Genomic DNA, 15155 nt, shown 5'->3' with positions numbered 1-15155 from the left:
CTTCATTCCTTAACTATAGTAACGTTCTGATAATAGTGTTGCAATATCTGCTTGTAATCATACCCGCGGTCAGCCATGCCTTTCACGCCCCATTGCGACATGCCTAGACCATGACCGTATCCTTGACCAATGAACAGAAAGCCCGAACTGTTAGTAATCGCTCTGGCTGAGGAATCCCCACCCATCACTACAGTTCCACTACCGTTCACATTAACCTTACCTGATGCAGAGAGTACACCTGCGTTCTGTGAACTTCCAATCGTGCTGGTAGCACCGTCAGCGCCTAATACAGTATAACTTCCGGCTGGTACAATATCAAACAATGTACTTGGCAATCCATTGAACGCAGAACGGAACATATCAGGATATTTCACATCCAGTGCCTGACCATTTGCTTTCACCTGAATCGCTCTTCCAGAAGGACCGCGCTGAGTGACCTGCAAATTAAGGATGCTAGAAGGGAGCGTACTAGTTGTTTTACCCTGCAAGCTTTTTAGAAGGTCGGCAGAGGTGTATGGCCCTTTGATCCAGCTATAACTTCCGGACTCATAGACTTTGTCTAGAACAACAGCATTCTCGCCTGGATTCAGCTTACCTACCGCACTTACACTACTTTCAACAGCAGGAAGGGGGCGTACATTGACATCTTTAGTGGTAGCTGTCGCTATATCCAGTCCCGCTGCAGTTTTATTTCCTGTCAATTTAATGTTATCCTCACGTGCGTATCCAGAGGTGCCATTAGCGAGCAGTAAATAATACCACTTCTTAGCGGTCGCGGTAGCTGCGACATCCTCTTTGCTGGGAACGCTGGCAAATGCATCTCCACCATTGCCCCATACCTCTGATGGATCAGAGGTTACTCCGCCACTGTTCGAGGAGAACACAGCCTCTATAACTTTACCACCACTCATCAATACTTCACCGGCAGTAGCATCCACTGCCTTAATAATAACTGGAGCCTCTGATCCGATACCGTTATATACCTGACTCAATGTAGAATCTACTACATTCGCTACTTCGAAACGGTTGCCTTGCGCCATTGCATAGCTTCGGGCAGCGACAGCCTGAGCCTTTAGAGCTTCATCCGGCCAGCTGGAGGAAACCTCTCCTCCAACCACTGCATACAAATATTGTTCCAGTGGCACTTCATTGATAACCGCTAGGGAACCTCTCAAATTACTTAGTTCCATATTTCCACGGTAGGTACGCTTGGATCTTTCTTCGAGCTGAATTCCAGCCTCACTGCCAACGGCCAAAAATTTAGCATCATTTCCGGAAACCATATAATGATTAGCTTGCGTCTCGCTACTAAGGTCCAGCCCAGCATCCAGACGCATGATTAACCCAGGTGAAGTTGCAGCAGACATAGCAAGCTGTGGCAATGCTGCAGACACTGCGGTCTGAACAGCACCCAAATCTTTGTCATTCGCAGCTTCGCCTACCCATACCTCAAACTGAGCACTGCCATCACTTCCTGAGAGAAACACCTTCCAGGCATCAAAACCAGCAGCTGTAATACTACTCAGAGCAGTATCAGCTTCTTGTTCCGAAGAATAGCGACCCGCCGATAAATGCTTATCCCCTTTCACCGCAGGGGTTTGATCAGCAGGAATGCCGAGTCCTGCCTTTACTACACGGGCAAGCCCATCCTTGGCAGCAGCTTCACTGGCATAGACACCTGTATACAACTGATACACATTGGCTCCATTTCTAGAAATCATATAAATCTGAGGCTTATCAGAGGTAGACTGAAGCTTTTTAGCCGCATCAGCAGCTGTTTTCCAGCTTGAAGTCTCCATTACCTTTACTCTATAACCATCCACACTAACACGAATTCTACTCTGAGCAGGCACCGATAACAAAGTAGTGCTCCCTGGTTGGTTTGACATCAAAGTGAAGCTTTGTCTCGATTGCATAGTTACTACTGGCACGGTAGATTTATATTTACTACCAATATCGGCATAAAGGGCAACTCGAATCGTACTATTAGAATCGGCATGACTGGCACCCGCAGGGATCAAGAGACTTCCCACAGCAATCGCAGCTGCTAGCAATCCTTTGCTTAGTGGAGCTATTCCTCCCCATTTCATCTTCGTATGCTTCATCCAGCATCCTCCTTTTAAATGTAGTTACTGACTCAGTGCTGCTCCGGAGGGAGCGGAAGGCCTAAGTGATGATAAGCGGCCGGGGTTACAATTCTTCCACGAGGGCTCCGCTGCAAGAATCCTATCTGCAGCAGGTAAGGCTCATAAACATCCTCAATCGTTTGACTTTCCTCACCAATTGTAGCAGCAATCGTATCCAGCCCTACAGGACCGCCACGAAAGCTTGAAATCATTGCTCTTAACATCTTGTGATCGATGCTGTCCAGCCCACGTGGGTCTACTTGTAGCATCTTCAGGGCTTCCCCAGAAATCTCAGGGGTTATAATCCCATCGCCGCGCACTTGAGCAAAATCACGGACTCGCTTCAGTAGTCGGTTCGCAATCCGCGGCGTTCCACGGGAACGAAGCGCTATCTCTTCCGCCGCATCTCCGACAATCTCAATCCCTAAAAGATCTGCATTTCGAGCAACAATGAAGCTTAGCTCATCTATGGTATAGAACTCCAAGCGGCTAACCACTCCGAAACGATCACGTAGTGGCGCTGACAGCAGGCCAGCACGGGTGGTAGCACCTATAAGTGTGAAAGGCGGCAAATCCAACCGTACCGAACGGGCACTTGGCCCTTTGCCGATCATGATGTCCAGCGCAAAGTCCTCCATCGCAGGATACATAACCTCCTCCACCGTCCGGTGTAAGCGGTGAATTTCATCGATGAACAGCACGTCGCCTTCCTGCAGGTTCGTCAGCAGGGCAGCTAAATCTCCCGGCCGCTCTATAGCAGGACCGGACGTTGTTCGTAAATTCACACCCAGCTCATTGGCGATAATGTTCGCGAGTGTTGTTTTACCGAGACCTGGAGGCCCGTAGAGCAGCACATGATCCAGCGCTTCACTTCTCATTTTGGCTGCTTCGATATATATTTTCAGGTTTTCTTTTACCTGATTCTGTCCGATATATTCTCCCAGATAACGAGGGCGTAAGCTTAATTCTACCGCTTGCTCGTCCATCATCAAATTAGCGGATATAATCCGGTCATCCATTCCTATCGCTTCCTTTCTTCAGGATGTGTTCGGTTTTACTTAGCAATATATAATAGCCCAAGTGCTTTCTTCATCAACACATCTACAGTCCCTGTCTCTGCGCCCTCTTTCTTCATAGCGAGCCACACACGGTCCAATTCACTTTCGGTATAACCCAATCCCTTAAGGGCATCCCTAGCCTCTTGCCAAGCTAACCCATCCGATGTTTCTTCCATTGGAACTGCAAATAATCCCGTTTGCATGGAAGCTATACTGAGTCCGTCCAGCTTGTCCTTCAAATCTAGGATCATCCGCTGCGCCGTCTTCTTGCCAATGCCCGGCAGTTTCGTTAAGAAGGTTATATTCTCTTGGTAAATTGCCGAGATCAACTGATCTGGAGTTCCACCTGTCAGTATTCCGAGCGCAACCTTCGGACCGATCCCAGATACCTCAATCAACTTGCGGAACAATTTTTGCTCCTCCCGAGTCGGGAACCCGAACAGAAGCGTCGCATCCTCACGTGTTTGATAATGAATGTAGATCGTGACAGGTCCTTCTACTTTAGCAAAAGCATAAGGGTTCGGGCAGAACACCCGATATCCTACGCCCTGCACATCCAGCACCACATATTCCGACTCTAAATGAACGACGGGTCCTCTTAAGAAATCTATCATTTTCGCAATACCTCATTTAATTTAGAATTAAGACTGCTTGAATGGGCATGACATACCGCTACCGCGAGTGCATCCGCTACATCATCCGGTTTAGGGATCGCCGATAATTTCAGTAACAGCTTCACCATTTCCTGTACCTGCCGCTTCTCTGCCTTACCATAACCAACTACAGCCTGCTTCACCATCATAGGTGTATATTCCGAGACGGGTAAGCCACGCTGTACAGCAGCTAATATCGTCACTCCGCGGGCCTGTGCTACTGGCAATGCTGTTGTAACATTACGTGCGAAGAACAACTTCTCTATCGCTACAGCATCAGGTTTATATTTATCAATGAGCTGACCCATGCCTTCATAGACATGCAGCAGACGTTCTTCCTCAGGCGTGTGAGCCTCAGTCTGGATACAACCATATTGGACTGGGGTCAACTTATGACCTTCCTTATCCACAAAGCCAAAACCGACAATCGCCAGCCCTGGATCAATTCCCAAAATGCGCAAGCACGATCTCTCCTCTATAACAGGCAGTTTATTCCACCGTTTTCATCCATTACTCCGCTACGAAGCGAACATATGTATTCCTTCAAACCATTATAGCAAAAATACCCCTTCCGGGAGAAAAAAAGTTTACCCTCTAATGCGAAATGACAACTTTAGGCCTACAATGAGAACCTCAAACTTTCTTATATTTGCAAAAAAAAGCTGCCCTATAGCCATTAATAATGACTTTAGGACAGCTGATATGCTAAGGATGCTATTGCTTATTCTGCATGACATGTTCGGCAGCCTCACGCGCATAGTCACTGAAGGTGGACAATACGCTGTTGTACTCTTCAATATCTTGTACACGAATGCCCTCATGAAGCTCTTTCCAAATACTTTCCGGCAGAGAGGATTTCAAGGAACCCATATCCATTTGAAAAAAGGTCTTCAGAACCTTTTCCTGTACCGGAGGGCCTTTAAATAATTTCAAATTCCCAAATGCATCGACCCCGATATAGGCTTCTTTTTTCGTTAGGGTCGATAGATCATTCACTTTTTGTTCCAGCCACAAATCTCCATCACTGCTGATGAAGCCGCTCCATGCAGGGTGTTCGTGAATTATTTTTTTAAGCTGAAGCGGGGTTTGTACACCTGGTAATGTCTGAACTTCTTCCCCAGATACATACGATATTTTTAAATGAACGGTTCTGCTGAGACCGCTTTGAGCGATCGTCTTCAACAGTTGCTCGTTTTTTATGGTGCCCTTCTCTTTCTCCTCACCGCTGTCCACGCCTACTTTAAATACAGCTGCAGCCAACTCGCTTTCGGCACTATCCGTCCAACTAGAATCCGTCAGCAGTCCACTGATTTCCTCAGGTACCTGCATACTGCGCCATGCCAGTACAGTAAGAGCTAAACAAGCTGCCCCTACCCAAAGCGCCTTTTTCCAACGTCTCCATCGCTGCCAAAGTTGTTTTTTTATGCGCGACACGTTAATCCCTTCATTCTGGTTTTTCCCTATTGTGACCTGAGAAGGGATCATTTATGCGCTTTTCTGTGAATAATCGATATTTTATCCTAATTGCAAGGTTGACCTTGCAGTATCGTTCAAGCGTTAGGAATAACCGGCAACTTCACATGGCTTGGATATTCACTATTATGGTAAACAGTCTGCAGTACTGTAATCGCCTCTGAATCTTCATACGGGTTACCACCAGTATTCGTATTCGGGAAAGCAACAAATTTACTGGAAGAGGTAATCGAAAAACGAATTCGGTGTCCTACCGCAAATCTGTGAGCAATATTCGGCATGAAAATATCGTATGCCTCCACTTGCCCTGGCGTGAGCAGTTCTGGTGCATCAAACCCATGACGATATTTAGCTCTGACAATATAGTTGGATAACCGGATAGAGTCTCCATGTTCATTCACATCACTAAGCGTAACTACCCAATCCGTATCCTTACCTGTGCTAGCGGCGTAGATGACAGCAGACAATTCGCCAGCAATAGTCAATTCTTCCGTCAACATCTCACTAGTGTACACAAGAATATCATTTCGGAGCTCATATTTCCGCAAATTTTCAGGCTCCCGCTCACCGCTATCATTCATAGGATCATTTGGGTTATAGACATAAGTATCTTCTGGAGAGTGTTCCTCTGGCGCTATGAGCAGCTTCCCGTCTCCTTGTCCTGAATTAGCCCGACCAGCACTGGAAAGATAAAACGGCGTAGTTGTAGCTTCAACTGGTGTCCAATCCTCCGACGTTCTCCACTGATTCTCACCAACGACATAATAAGAGGCTCTAGGCTCCTGATCTATTCCGTTCGGAATGCCTTTGAGGAAGCGGTCGAACCAGCGCAGTACAGAAACATCATAATCATAGACGACTGCATCATTGCCGAAGCTTACTCCCTCATAATCTCTGGCTCGGTTTGGCCCATGCTCCCATGCACCCAGACGGATTTTACGATTTGGCACATCATGTTCAGTCAGCATTCTCCAAGTCTCCGATACGCCAGGGCTGTCGCCATCATACCAGCCTGAGATCACATACATAGGGACCTGCACTTGATCCCCGCGTTCCGTAAAGGTACAGTTTCTCCAGAAATCATCATACTCCGGATGCTGGCTCCACAAATCCCATGGTCCGGATGCTTTGCCGATCATTTGCTGTGGAATCTCCTTAATCGGTCTCGCATCGACGGCCGATTCTGGGTTCACCGTAATGCCCCCAAAAATATCAAAATCCGTCCGGGTACCCACAGATTGTGCAAGCGTCCAAGACAAGAGTGGCCAAGAGCAAAGCGTTCCACCCTTACGTGCAATATCTACAAACGGTGAACCAACATTCACTTCATCCACAACAGCCTTCAAATTAGGGTGCCCACTGGTCGCCGCCGAGACAACCACAAAGCCGAGATAGGACGCGCCCCACATTCCAACATTGCCATCTGACCAATCCTGCGCGATAATCCAATCGATCGTATCGTAGCCATCATCCCGTTCATTATAAAAAGGGATCAATTCCCCCTCCGAATCCGCCCGACCTCTTACGTCCTGTGACACCACTGCATAACCTTTGTTAGCCCATCTCATAAAAATCTCTTTTTTCCCGTTACGGTCATAGCAGGTTCTCACAAGAATCGTCGGCAGCTTGGTTCCCGGCTGAATGCCCTCAGGAAGAAACACATCCGTAGCCAGTCTCACGCCATCACGCATCGGAATCAGATCCGTACCCAAATCATTTACACCATACTCTGGCTTGGACAAAAGGGGATCATCATAAACAACCAGAGGCGTCAGCTTCTCATATCCTGCTTTAACAATCAGCTCGATGCCATACCGATTCGGCGTAAGAAAGGCAATAATCTCACCATCCAAGGTCACAATATCCAGTGCCGTCTCTTTTCGCAGCGCCCATACTTGTGAAGTAAGCTCACGGCCATCCAATACAGCCTGATACTGAATATGCTTTTGATAAAGATCACCATTACTTAGAACTACCTCATCATTGACCCATTCTGCTTTAGCGTAAGCGTCCATGTGTTCGTGGATTTTTTGAAATGGAAGAACGGTCTTGAACTGGCTATCCAGCGCATTGTATTGCATTTGTGTTCGTCTGCGTGGATCAACCTTAGCGAGCATAATTTGTTGTTCCGTAAAATGTACTTTCCCTGAATATATGCCAGAACAGTAGAAGTTAAATGTAGTTGTGTTCAAGTATGTTGTCATCTATTTATCCCCTATCCCCAAATTTCTTCAAATACGCGCAGCCAGTTGCCACCCATAATCTTAGCAATATCCTCATCCTTATAACCGCGAGCCACTAAACCTCTAGTAAAGTTGATAAAATAGCTATATTTTTCAAGCCCAGCAACGGTTTCAGTAGAAGGTCCGTCTCCTTTGGCAAATCCTAGCTTAGGTGCGATATGTTCTTTAAAATAAACCAATGACCAGAGCACATCGCTCATCGGCCAATCCGTTCCAATCCCGACATGATCCACGCCTACAAGCCGAATCACATATTCGATATGATCCAGCACATGATCAATGGTCGTATGGTTAGGATCTTCATGAACAAACCACGGCATAGCAAAAATACCGATGACTCCACCCGTCTTCGCTATCGCGATGATTTCCTCATCGCTTTTACAGCGCATATGTGGATAGATAGCCTCTACACCCGTGTGTGAAGCAATGACCGGAGTCTTAGAATACTGACAAGCATCGAGCGTGGTCTGTTTTCCACAATGTCCCGTATCTACAATGATCCCGAGCTTGTTCAGACGCTCAATGAATCTTTTTCCATAATTCGTAATCCCAGCGTTCGACTGTTCTGCACAGCCTGCACCGACCTGATTCTGATTGTTATAAGTTAATTGTAAAATTCTTAAGCCAAAATTATGTAACACATCTAATAGGTCCAGATTTGTACCTAAGCCATCCGTTTCTTGCGCTGTGATAATCCCCGCCTTATGGCCATTACGCTTGGCTGCACGTATGTCCTCTGCGGTTAAAGCTTTAACTAACCAATCTGCGGAGTCGAACTGAAGCTGAACTTCAGCCATACTATTGATCATGCTTTCTAAGGACTCTAAATGAAGTTCCCGGTTACCCGCGGTAATTCCCGATTTATACCATTCACTTTTATACTCGGGGATCTCGCCGCTGGCCGACAGCTTTGTGATCATTTTTGCTGGCATGCTGCTGTATATCATTGGCTCATCTTTATAGGGCTCACACAGCTCTTTTATTTTTTTAGACACAGACTCTGGAATTGCGTTTGGAGATAAGGGACCTTGAAATAGCAAATCAATATTAATGTTCTGTTCATGCAAATGTACGGCCCGTTCTTCGTCTTGCTCCGTCAACTTGAAATCATACAAACCTTCATATGTGCTCATCGTGTGGTCGCTCCTTAGAATGCAATTTCAATGCCTTTTTGTAATTTAACAGCTTCATTATAAATGAAGTTAGCCGCTGCTAAATCTTCTATCGCAAGTCCTAGTCCTTTAAAAAGAGTGATCTCATCAGCTTTAGCTCTGCCCTCAATACTCCCGCTGATCAGTTCACCGATTTCACCGATGATATGGCCTGAAGTAATCACGCCTTCGTTCAGCGGAATTAAATAATCCCCAGATTCATTATGTGCGGATTCCAATCGGTCTACATATAACTTAGCTAACCGTACGGTCTCCGAATCCAACTCACGATCTGCTGCTCTACAGGCTCCGACCGCATTGATATGTACTCCAGGCTTCAGCCATTCCCCTTTGAGCACAGGCTCTGTGGATGCTGTTACGGTACAAATGATATCTGCTGGATTAACTGCCTCTTGAATAGACTTAGCCACAAGGATGTCCACACCATATTTACGACTCATTTCTGCTTGGAAATCTCTTGCCTTTGCAAGTGTCCTACTCCAAACTCTGACCTCACGAATCGAACGAACCAGTAGCATCGCTTCCAGATGACTTTTGGCTTGCTCGCCCGTACCTAGAATGGCAAGCACCTCTGCATCTTCTCTAGCCAGATAACGAGTGGATACTGCGCTAACAGCCGCTGTGCGAATTGCGGTAATCTTTTGTCCATCTACTACAGCTTTCAGAACACCGGTAGAAGAATCGAATAGCGTAACAAGCCCTTGATGGGAAGGTAAACCTGAGCCATGGTTGCTTGGAAACACACTGATGATTTTGGCGCCTGCTACTTCTTCACTCTGCAAAAAGCCCGGCATTAAGCCAATCAGATTGCCTTTGTGCAGCGGGAGTACTTGTCTTAAGCTCTGTATGGCTTGTCCTGCGGACGAGTCCTTCAAAACGGATTCCATCACTGTGATGCAAGACTTCATTGCTAATAGCTCAGCCACTTCATTTTGATTAATAACTAGCATAAGACAAACCTCCTTTACTTCATTGTGGCAACAAATGCGGGAGCGCAAAATTATTCTTTATATCATAACTTATACGCTTTAAATATTCATGTATAAAGCTGGAAATCAGCAATCTTTACTATATTCATTTCCCTGATGAAAGCACTCCTAAGGATGAAGGAAAAATCAAAGCGATTGGGGTCTCCAACTTCTCCATTGAACAGCTGAGAGAAGCCAACAAGGACGGGCATGTGGATGTTCTCCAATCCCACTACAACCTGCTGCACCGTGATGCAGAAAAAGAACTACTCCCTTACACGCAGGAGCTTGGCATTTCTTTCGTTCCTTACTTCCCGCTCGCGTCCGGCCTTCTTGGCGGCAAGTATAAGCAAGGTGATACGTTCAGCGACAATAGAAAGAACAACCCAATGTTTCAAGGAGCGACCTTTGCCAAAAACCTGGAGAAGGTGGACAAGGTTCGCCAAATTGCCGATGCCAAAGGTGTTGAAGTCGCACATGTGGTGCTAGCCTGGTATTTGACCGTACCTTCCATCGACGCACTTATTCCCGGAGCTAAACGTCCGGAACAGATCGTATCGAATCTCCAGACTCTGAAAGTTCAGCTGACATCAGATGAGATCAAAGCAATTGATTCAATCTTCCGTGCGTAATAGATCCTTATATGTAAGTAATGTAAAGGGGGTAGTCCTAGAAGTCATGAAATGGCTACTGGGGCAGCCCCTTTTCTAAGGAATAGCGTCACTGGAGTCCGAAAGCCTTAATTAATAGATCAAGACTCGATAGCGCAGCTAGCCAACAAACAAAAATACAGGGCAGCCAATTCTTATCGAATATCCTAAATTCTTTGTATTAGTAAATATTGTTTGCTATACTTTCTCTGTGTATCAGTAGACTTAAATTTTTATACAAAGGGGAATTCCTTGATGATTATTCAACCTAAAACACGCGGATTTATATGCACAACAGCCCATCCAGAGGGATGCGCCAAACAAATAGAACAACAAATTGAATATGTAAAAGCACAAAAGAAAATTGAGGGACCTGCGAATGTACTTGTCATCGGTGCCTCTACCGGATACGGACTAGCTTCTAGAATTTCAGCTGCTTTTGGTGCTGGCGCCAATACCATTGGTGTGTTCTTCGATAAGGCTGCAGAAGGTCAGCGCACCGCATCTGCAGGCTGGTACAACTCCGCTGCCTTTGAACAACAAGCAGCAGAGCTTGGACTTAAATCACACAGCATAGTTGGTGATGCCTTCTCTGATGCGATTAAAGAGAAGACCATTGCATTGATTAAAGCTGAATATGGCACCATCGATTTAGTTATTTATAGTGTCGCTTCACCTCGTCGTACCCATCCGGTAACAGGAGAAACCTTCTCCTCCGTTATTAAACCAGTGGGAACAGCGTATTCGAATAAAACCTTGAACTTCCATACAGGCGAAGTATCCATGACCACCATTGAGCCTGCTAATGAAGAAGAAGTACGTCAGACAATCGCTGTAATGGGCGGCGAAGACTGGAGAATGTGGATCGATCAGCTTCAAGCAGCTGATGTCCTTGCAGATGGCGCTACTACCGTTGCTTACTCCTACATCGGGCCTGAAATCACTCACCCTATCTATCGGGATGGGACAATTGGCCAAGCCAAGCACGATCTGGAACAGACTGCGATTCAAATGAATGACCTTCTTTCAGCAAAAGGCGGACGTGCCTTTGTATCCGTTAATAAGGCGCTCGTAACTCAGTCCAGCTCAGCTATTCCTGTAGTGCCCCTTTATATCTCTGCACTTTATGAAGTGATGAAGGAAAAAGGCCTGCACGAGAACTGTATTGAACAAATGTATCGCTTGTTCTCTGAGCACCTATACGGTGAAGGCAAGGCTACTGCGGACGGAAGCTGCTTGATCCGCATTGACGACTGGGAAATGCGTGAGGACGTTCAGACAGAGGTTATGAAACGTTGGGACGAGCTGACAACTGATAATGCAGGTGAGCTGGCAGATCTTGAAGGCTACCGTCAAGATTTCTTCAATCTGTTTGGCTTTAGAACTGATGGCGTAGACTACGAAGCAGATATTGATCCTAATGTCGACATTCCAAATATGTACTAAAATGATTCTGAGCACTTCCATATATTAATTATGGATGTGTATAAAAAAAGAGGTTGTCTGCAAAAGTAGTGAATTCTACTGATGTGGCAGCCTCTTTTTTGTACTTTGCTTACAACCTACCTATACGTCGTAGGGCATATTGGCTTAGCCTCCCGCTTTGTGATATGGTTTGATAGAATACTGCATGTTCTAACTTACATTCTAAGGAGTGAATCACTCATGGTTAAGAAAATTAGTGTAGCGAATGGTGCACTTGACGTGTCCCAAATTTCGCTTGGCTGTATGCGGATTGCGGATTTATCTGCAAAAGAGGCTGATACACATGTACATAGTGCGTTGGAGCTCGGAATAGACTTCTTTGATCATGCCGACATTTATGCGGACGGCAAAGCTGAAGAAGTATTCGCAGGGGTACTTCAGAACAATCCTGGTATGCGTGATAAAATGCTGATCCAAACCAAATGCGGAATCCGCAAAGGCTATTTCGATTTCTCCAAAGAGCATATCCTAGAATCCGTGGAGGGTAGCTTAAAACGCTTGAAGACCGATTATATCGATGTGCTCTTGCTTCACCGTCCTGACACGCTGTTCGAGCCGGAAGAAGTGGCTGAGGCTTTTGACATTTTAGAAAACAAGGGATTGGTCAAGCATTTTGGTGTCAGCAACCAGAACCCGTTACAAATCGAGCTACTGAAGAAAAATGTAAAGCAACCGCTGCTGTTCAACCAGCTGCAATTAAGCATTATGTTCACTGGTATGATTGATACTGGCTTTAATGTGAATATGACCAACTCCGGTTCTGTTGTTCATGATGGCGGGATTTTGGAGTACAGCCGTCTACACGACATGACCATTCAGCCATGGTCGCCTTTCCAATATGGCTTTTTTGAAGGTGTATTCTTGGACAACGACAAGTTCCCTGAATTGAACGAGGTCATTAACCGTTTGGCAACTGAAAAAGAGGTTACCAATACCGCTATTGCCATTGCCTGGATTCTCAGACATCCGGCAAATATGCAGCCTGTTGTAGGTACAACCAATACGCAGCGATTGCGGGATATTGCCAAAGCATCCGATATTACACTCACCAGACCAGAATGGTATGAAATTTACCGCGCTGCGGGTAATATCCTTCCATAAATATCAAAAGCCACGAAGTACGCTAATATCGTACTTCATGGCTTTTTTTGTGACTATAATTGAAACCGTATAAGTCTTATAAAAAAAGAAACGGCATCTCTGCCGTTTCTTTTAAGGATGGACTCTCAGGGGCTCGAACCCTGGACAAATAGATTAAGAGTCTACTGCTCTACCAACTGAGCTAAGAGTCCACAATATAATGATTCACCTTACTATACTTGAAAAGAAAAAGCCCTTAGCTTAACGCATAAGAGCTTCGCTTGCTAATTGATACCGGCGAGAGGACTCGAACCTCCACGGTTTCCCTCTCGATTTTGAGTCGAGCGCGTCTGCCATTCCGCCACGCCGGCAAAGTATGAAGTTAAAATATGGCGCGCCCTGAGAGATTCGAACTCCCGGCCTTTTGATTCGTAGTCAAACGCTCTATCCAGCTGAGCTAAGGGCGCAAAATTTATATGGAGCGGACGACGGGAATCGAACCCGCGACCCTCGCCTTGGCAAGGCGATGCTCTACCGCTGAGCCACGTCCGCACACAGTATGTATTAGTGTCCGACTCACTTAAGAAGTGAGCCATGAAGGACTCGAACCTTCGACACCCTGATTAAAAGTCAGGTGCTCTACCAACTGAGCTAATGGCTCATGAAGCAAGAAAAATGGCGGAACCGACGAGATTCGAACTCGCGATCTCCTGCGTGACAGGCAGGCATGTTAGGCCAACTACACCACGGTTCCAAAAGATATAATTGCTTGATGAAAATTGGTTGCGGGGGCAGGATTTGAACCTGCGGCCTTCGGGTTATGAGCCCGACGAGCTACCGGGCTGCTCCACCCCGCGTCATTAAAAAATATTTAGCTATCCATTACAATAAGAAATCTTCATGGTGGAGGCTGAGGGGATCGAACCCCCGACCCTCTGCTTGTAAGGCAGATGCTCTCCCAGCTGAGCTAAGCCTCCATGTAAAGAAGCAACTCAATTATCATAACACATTCCAACCTGTAATGCAACATTTTATTTCAGAAGAACAATTACGTTTTAAAAAAAATGGTGACCCGTATGGGATTCGAACCCATGTTACCTCCGTGAAAGGGAGGTGTCTTAACCCCTTGACCAACGGGCCGTATTGAAAATAAAATGTTTTGACAACAAAAAATATTATATCATGTATATCGAAGTATAGCAATACCTAAATTAATATATTTTCACTTTTCTCCTATAATAGGCGTTAAAGTGATATCAAGCTTACTAGCTATCATCTTTACGACTCCTAGAGTAGTCAGGTTATTTGTGTCTAAATGGTCTTTGAATACGTCCTTATTAAGCCCTGTGAGGCATCTGTCGATCTGTTGAACGGCCCACGAGTCATTCCCTTCACCTCTACCACTCAATCTCTTGAGCAGCGTCTCTCGTGAGGCACACAAAGTAAAATGATGAACCTCTAATCCCTCATTTATTAGATTACCAGCAATGTCCATCCAATATTCTGGATTAACTATGGTCATAGGTACGATAATCATCCCCCTATATTCGCTAGCTATGTATTTTAGCATGGAATGGTTAATTTCACGCCAAAGATCATAGTCCTGAAAGTCACTTTTTGTCATCACATCAGGAATGTTTCCCCTTATGTAATACCCTACATTCTCTGGATCGTATACAAAAGAATCAGGAAGTCTGCGATGTAATTCATATGCAGTTTCTGTCTTCCCCGCACCAAAAGCTCCATTGATCCATATAATCAAGATCTTTATCCCCCATGAATAATCTATTAGTGACTCTATTAAACCACTTTATCATAAAAACCCTTACAAGCAAATTCACTCTACAAGGTACAACAAAAAGACCACTGTCGATTACTCAACAGTGGTCTTGTGTGCTTGGCAACGTCCTACTCTCCCAGGACCCTTCGGTCCAAGTACCATCGGCGCTGGAGGGCTTAACGGTCGTGTTCGGGATGGGTACGCGTGGAACCCCTCCGCTATCGCCACCAAACGGGCATTTGCGGTACAAATGCATTATTCAGGTCTCAGCATCGCCAAATGCTGAAAACAAATTCATCATCATACAGCCACTAGGACCATATGGTTTAGAACTTGATGCCTGAAAACTGAATCCGAATTGAATTTGCGTTTGCCCTTCTTACGGGGCCCCCGGAAAGTACTCGGAATTAGCTTCGCAGCTTCTTCTTCACTTTTTGGGGTATTTTTAGGATAAGCCCTCGACCGAT

At 45.7% G+C, this 15155-nt stretch carries 11 protein-coding genes, 9 tRNA genes, 1 rRNA gene and 1 pseudogene; 3 read left to right on the top strand and 19 right to left on the bottom strand.

From position 1 onward, the window contains the following. Positions 1 to 2: 2 nt before the first annotated feature. From ACWNM1_RS21430 to ACWNM1_RS21395, 8 genes are all read right to left on the bottom strand, one after another. Complete coding sequence (locus tag ACWNM1_RS21430) at positions 3 to 2105, bottom strand: SpoIID/LytB domain-containing protein (RefSeq protein WP_449602582.1); 2103 nt, start codon at positions 2103 to 2105, stop codon at positions 3 to 5. A gap of 32 nt (positions 2106 to 2137) precedes the next feature. Further along, positions 2138 to 3145: a Holliday junction branch migration DNA helicase RuvB gene (ruvB, locus tag ACWNM1_RS21425; protein WP_042191128.1), complete on the bottom strand. Its 1008-nt coding sequence runs from the start codon at positions 3143 to 3145 to the stop codon at positions 2138 to 2140. Positions 3146 to 3180: 35 nt separating this feature from the next. After that, entirely contained in the window at positions 3181 to 3798 is a 618-nt protein-coding gene (gene ruvA, locus ACWNM1_RS21420) for a Holliday junction branch migration protein RuvA (protein ID WP_449602581.1), read from the bottom strand. Continuing rightward, complete coding sequence (ruvC, locus tag ACWNM1_RS21415) at positions 3795 to 4298, bottom strand: crossover junction endodeoxyribonuclease RuvC (RefSeq protein ID WP_036677679.1); 504 nt, start codon at positions 4296 to 4298, stop codon at positions 3795 to 3797. Before ruvC ends, ruvA begins: the two co-directional genes overlap by 4 nt. 253 nt (positions 4299 to 4551) lie before the next feature. Further along, on the bottom strand, positions 4552 to 5271 hold the full coding sequence (locus tag ACWNM1_RS21410; RefSeq protein ID WP_449602580.1) for a BofC C-terminal domain-containing protein: 720 nt from the start codon (positions 5269 to 5271) through the stop codon (positions 4552 to 4554). A 116-nt stretch (positions 5272 to 5387) separates the two neighbouring features. Beyond that, positions 5388 to 7514, bottom strand: a complete 2127-nt coding sequence (locus ACWNM1_RS21405) for a CocE/NonD family hydrolase (protein ID WP_449602579.1) — start codon at positions 7512 to 7514, stop codon at positions 5388 to 5390. Between the two features lie 11 nt (positions 7515 to 7525). After that, on the bottom strand, positions 7526 to 8686 hold the full coding sequence (locus ACWNM1_RS21400; protein WP_449602578.1) for a dipeptidase: 1161 nt from the start codon (positions 8684 to 8686) through the stop codon (positions 7526 to 7528). A 14-nt stretch (positions 8687 to 8700) separates the two neighbouring features. Continuing rightward, positions 8701 to 9675, bottom strand: a complete 975-nt coding sequence (locus ACWNM1_RS21395; RefSeq protein WP_449602577.1) for an ornithine cyclodeaminase family protein — start codon at positions 9673 to 9675, stop codon at positions 8701 to 8703. A gap of 92 nt (positions 9676 to 9767) precedes the next feature. Here ACWNM1_RS21395 and ACWNM1_RS21390 point away from each other — a divergent pair. The 3 genes and pseudogenes from ACWNM1_RS21390 to ACWNM1_RS21380 all read left to right on the top strand — a co-directional run. Then, a pseudogene (locus ACWNM1_RS21390) lies at positions 9768 to 10325 on the top strand (aldo/keto reductase); the annotation flags it as partial. A 273-nt stretch (positions 10326 to 10598) separates the two neighbouring features. Further along, entirely contained in the window at positions 10599 to 11789 is a 1191-nt protein-coding gene (gene fabV / locus ACWNM1_RS21385; protein WP_449602576.1) for an enoyl-ACP reductase FabV, read from the top strand. 219 nt (positions 11790 to 12008) lie between these two features. Beyond that, entirely contained in the window at positions 12009 to 12929 is a 921-nt protein-coding gene (locus ACWNM1_RS21380; protein WP_449602575.1) for an aldo/keto reductase, read from the top strand. 118 nt (positions 12930 to 13047) lie between these two features. Here the strand turns inward: ACWNM1_RS21380 and ACWNM1_RS21375 are convergent. The 11 genes from ACWNM1_RS21375 to rrf form a co-directional block, all read right to left on the bottom strand. Further along, positions 13048 to 13120 (bottom strand) — tRNA-Lys (locus ACWNM1_RS21375). Between the two features lie 80 nt (positions 13121 to 13200). Then, positions 13201 to 13279 (bottom strand) — tRNA-Leu (locus ACWNM1_RS21370). Between the two features lie 19 nt (positions 13280 to 13298). Further along, positions 13299 to 13375 (bottom strand) — tRNA-Arg (locus ACWNM1_RS21365). A gap of 10 nt (positions 13376 to 13385) precedes the next feature. Further along, positions 13386 to 13460 (bottom strand) — tRNA-Gly (locus ACWNM1_RS21360). A gap of 36 nt (positions 13461 to 13496) precedes the next feature. Beyond that, positions 13497 to 13569, bottom strand: a tRNA-Lys gene (locus ACWNM1_RS21355). 15 nt (positions 13570 to 13584) lie between these two features. Next, positions 13585 to 13662: transfer RNA gene (locus ACWNM1_RS21350), tRNA-Asp, on the bottom strand. 26 nt (positions 13663 to 13688) lie between these two features. Then, positions 13689 to 13765: transfer RNA gene (locus ACWNM1_RS21345), tRNA-Met, on the bottom strand. 44 nt (positions 13766 to 13809) lie between these two features. Continuing rightward, positions 13810 to 13885, bottom strand: a tRNA-Val gene (locus tag ACWNM1_RS21340). A gap of 88 nt (positions 13886 to 13973) precedes the next feature. Then, a tRNA-Glu gene (locus tag ACWNM1_RS21335) sits at positions 13974 to 14048 on the bottom strand. An 82-nt stretch (positions 14049 to 14130) separates the two neighbouring features. Further along, the gene (locus ACWNM1_RS21330; protein WP_449602574.1) at positions 14131 to 14670 is read right to left on the bottom strand and encodes an AAA family ATPase; all 540 of its coding nucleotides are present in this window, start codon (positions 14668 to 14670) and stop codon (positions 14131 to 14133) included. Positions 14671 to 14803: 133 nt separating this feature from the next. Next, positions 14804 to 14920: ribosomal RNA gene (gene rrf / locus ACWNM1_RS21325) — 5S ribosomal RNA — on the bottom strand. Between the last annotated feature and the right edge of the window lie 235 nt (positions 14921 to 15155).

The sequence above is a fragment of the Paenibacillus sp. Marseille-Q9583 genome, assembly GCF_976954365.1.
This window is presented reverse-complemented; position numbering and strand designations above follow the sequence as displayed.